Origin of the sequence: Rhodobacter sp. SGA-6-6 (assembly GCF_011043545.1) — a bacterium.
Taxonomy (GTDB): domain Bacteria; phylum Pseudomonadota; class Alphaproteobacteria; order Rhodobacterales; family Rhodobacteraceae; genus Pseudogemmobacter.
Genome location: NZ_JAAKGP010000040.1, coordinates 1 through 2869 on the forward strand (window position 1 = coordinate 1; position 2869 = coordinate 2869).

Genomic DNA, 2869 nt, shown 5'->3' on the forward strand with positions numbered 1-2869 from the left:
GTAGTCATGACCAGCCGGGACGACCACCTGCGCCGACAGATGGTCGGCACCATCAGCGACGGCCACCTCGACCCACGATCCGGCAGGCGGGCGCACGGAGAAGGTCGCGCCGGGGCCAGCGGCGGCGACGGCGACGATGATGGCCCGTCCGGTCGCGTTGCTGTAGGTCGTTCCGGCCGAGCGTTCCGGCTCGACGTTCTGCCAGCTTTGCCCATCGCCCACGACGCCGATGGCCGCCCGGAACGCGGGCAAGGTCGCCTCCTTGAGCGTCGCCGCGACGGCGGCGCTCATCTCCGCCCCGACCCGGACCACGCTCTGATCGACGCCCACCGTCTTCCGCATGAACAGGGCGGCATCGTGGGTGTTCATGGCGATCTGGCCGTCCGCCAGATCGCCGATCAGCGGCATCTTGCCCGGCTCGTTGCTACGTTTCTGTTTCATTGTCATTGGGATGTCGTCCCTTCGTGATGTTCATGTTGAAGATAGAGCTTGGCCGCGATCTGCCTCACGCGAAGGGCGGCGACCGGATCGACCGAGGCCAGCCTGTGAGCAGCTTGTTCCAGATCGGCGCGGACCAGATCGGCGAAGCGGAGGGCGGCTATGGCATCGCCCTGGGCGATCCGCAGCACCTTGGCCTTGCGCACCGCCCGGGCATTCCGGCGCTTCTCGCGGGCTGCGGCTAGATCGGCACGGGCGGCGTCGAGGGCCGCGAGGAAGGCGGTGCGCAACGTCAGCTTGGTCGTGGGAATGCCGGAGAAGGTGCTGGCCCGGCATCCCAGCATCTGCGCCGCAAGGCCGCGCGGAACCAGTTGATCGAGGAGCCGAAGGGCAAGGCCGCTCATGCCGCGCCCCCTTTCATCGCCTTCCGGCGATGCATCGGCAGGCGGTCGATGATACGCTCGACCTCCTCGGTCGCCGGGCTGTCCACCCGGCCTTCGGCCAGTCGGAGCAGGTCGGCGGTCAGGGCCGCAACCTGCTCGTCCAGCCGGTCGCCGGGCTTCGGCAGCGGCGCAGGCCGGAAGGCGCGGGCCGTGGCCGTCTCGTCGCGCAGGGCGGTGAGGATGCCCGTCAACGCCGCCAGCAGGCCAACACCGCCCTTAGCGGGTGCGGGGCGGGTCAGGCCCGCAGCCCGGAGCCACAAGCGAAGCTGAAAGACCGGGACGCCGATGGCCCGGGCGAGATCGTCGGTGCGGACGTGCGGATCATTCATCGGCGATCCCCGCCGCTACCGCCGTGATGGCCCGACCGAGGGCCTCCCGCGTCCTCTGGATCAATTCGTCGGCCCGGCGACGCATGAACACGTCGCGCGTCACTCGGGGCGGCAAAGAGGTTAGGGCCGCGTTGATGGCGGCGCAGAGATGTTCAATCGCCATGTCGAGATCGTCCCGGTTGACGACCTCGCGGCGGCGGATCGCAAGGTTCAGGGCCGCCGCATCTGCCCGGGCCTCGCGCGCCCGCTCCGCCGAGGCGCTGGCCGAACCAGCTTGCAGCGAGGCGCGCAGGTCATCGAAGAACACGGGAACGGCCTCGGCCAGCATGACGCGCCCCCGGCTGATCTCCCGGATACGCCCGGCCCGGATCAGTCCCCGAAGTCGCGCCTCCTTGTCGTCACCGAGGACGCGCGACAAATCGGATACAGCGATGGAGTTCACCACCTCCGTCATGGGTCGATCTCCTCGAAATCACCAGAGGTCAGCGCGGAGACTGCGACGGCGGCTGCGGCTTCGATCTTGGCCTTCGCCTCGTGGGCCTCGTCCCTGATCCGGGCCGCCACGTCCTGCGGGAACCCCTTGAGGTTTGGCGGGCGCACCATTTCGCCGATGTGATCCACGGCGATTTCACACAGGCCCTCGATCAGGTCGGTCGCCGCGACCGTCTCGACCAGTTCGGCCTTGCGGGCCGCGACCTCGGCGGCAACGATCTGGGCCTTTATCGCCTGCGACCGCGCCAAGGCCGCGCTCGCCGGAGCGGCGGCCGACTGGCGGAGGGACGCCGCGTAACCACGCAACAGGGAGGCCATGCCCACCTGTCCACGGGCCGGGCTGTGGACCAGCCCGGCGCGGACAAGTTGCCGGACGCGATCTGCGCTGACACCAATCAGCCTCGCACCGACAGCGATGTTGACCGCATCGGACATCAGGTGCGCCCCACCCCGGCCTTGGCGGCGGCAAGGGCGCGGTCGAGGTCCGCCTGCGTCCCGAAAGACGGATCGCCCGGCCCGGCAAGGTCGAGGACCACGGGGCCGCCCGCCGAAACCGCCGGACCCGCCCCGATGGAGGCGTTCGCCGCAGCGACAGCCCGCCGCCAGCCCTCGCGGGTGGCCTCTTTCGCGGTCTGGCGCGGCTGCATGTCCGCCCCGAATTCGGTCATGCCCGCTGCCCTTGCGGCGAGGATTTCAGCGCCGGTCTGGCGCGGGGCCTCCATCGGCATCCCTGCCAGCAGCGACGCGGCCATCTCGGCGGTCAGATCGCCGCCGCCTTCCAATGCCAGCACCACAGCGGCGGCAAATCGGCCCCGCGCCTCCGGCAGGGCGAGAATGCGGCGGATGCGTTCGCGTTCCGCGCGCGCGGCATCAGTGCCAAAGGCGGCGGCCCCGGGCATCGGATCGACCGCAAACTGATTGGACTGATCGGGTTCGACGCCGGGCAGGAGGGCCTCCACGGCGCGGGCCGTGACGGGCGCAGTCAGGCCCATCCGCAGGGCCGCGATACCGCGATCACGATCTCGGCCAGTGCGCCAGATCGCCAGCAGCCGGGCGCGCTCGGCATCCGCATCAACCCGGGCGGCGGCGGCCTCGGCCTCCCGAATTTCCTCGGCCTCGATCTCGCCAAGGACACCACGACGCTCTGCGTGGCGGGCGGCCCCGGTG

At 70.4% G+C, this 2869-nt stretch carries 6 protein-coding genes; all 6 read right to left on the minus strand.

From position 1 onward, the window contains the following. Nucleotides 1-447 (minus strand): hypothetical protein (locus tag G5B31_RS20750; RefSeq protein WP_205912056.1); only part of this gene is annotated, 447 nt, incomplete at its 3' end. Continuing rightward, a complete protein-coding gene (locus G5B31_RS20755; protein WP_165020092.1) occupies nt 444-842 on the minus strand; it encodes a hypothetical protein in 399 nt (132 codons plus the stop codon). The genes G5B31_RS20755 and G5B31_RS20750, both read right to left, overlap by 4 nt. Then, a complete protein-coding gene (locus G5B31_RS20760; protein ID WP_165020093.1) occupies nt 839-1210 on the minus strand; it encodes a hypothetical protein in 372 nt (123 codons plus the stop codon). The genes G5B31_RS20755 and G5B31_RS20760 overlap by 4 nt, the downstream gene beginning before the upstream one ends. Further along, nucleotides 1203-1664 carry a hypothetical protein gene (locus G5B31_RS20765; protein WP_165020094.1) on the minus strand — a complete coding sequence of 154 codons (462 nt, stop codon included), beginning with the start codon at nt 1662-1664 and terminating at the stop codon, nt 1203-1205. Before G5B31_RS20765 ends, G5B31_RS20760 begins: the two co-directional genes overlap by 8 nt. After that, nucleotides 1661-2137 carry a hypothetical protein gene (locus G5B31_RS20770; RefSeq protein WP_165020095.1) on the minus strand — a complete coding sequence of 159 codons (477 nt, stop codon included), beginning with the start codon at nt 2135-2137 and terminating at the stop codon, nt 1661-1663. The genes G5B31_RS20765 and G5B31_RS20770 overlap by 4 nt, the downstream gene beginning before the upstream one ends. Continuing rightward, nucleotides 2137-2869, minus strand: a 733-nt coding sequence (locus G5B31_RS20775; RefSeq protein WP_165020096.1) for a hypothetical protein, incomplete at its 5' end; no start/stop codon positions are given. The genes G5B31_RS20775 and G5B31_RS20770, both read right to left, overlap by 1 nt.

Coding starts and splice junctions, on each gene's coding strand:
- G5B31_RS20755 (WP_165020092.1), bottom strand. CDS start 842: ATGAGCGGCCTTGCCCTTCGGCTCCTCGATCAACTGGTTCCGCGCGGC.
- G5B31_RS20760 (WP_165020093.1), bottom strand. CDS start 1,210: ATGAATGATCCGCACGTCCGCACCGACGATCTCGCCCGGGCCATCGGC.
- G5B31_RS20765 (WP_165020094.1), bottom strand. CDS start 1,664: ATGACGGAGGTGGTGAACTCCATCGCTGTATCCGATTTGTCGCGCGTC.
- G5B31_RS20770 (WP_165020095.1), bottom strand. CDS start 2,137: ATGTCCGATGCGGTCAACATCGCTGTCGGTGCGAGGCTGATTGGTGTC.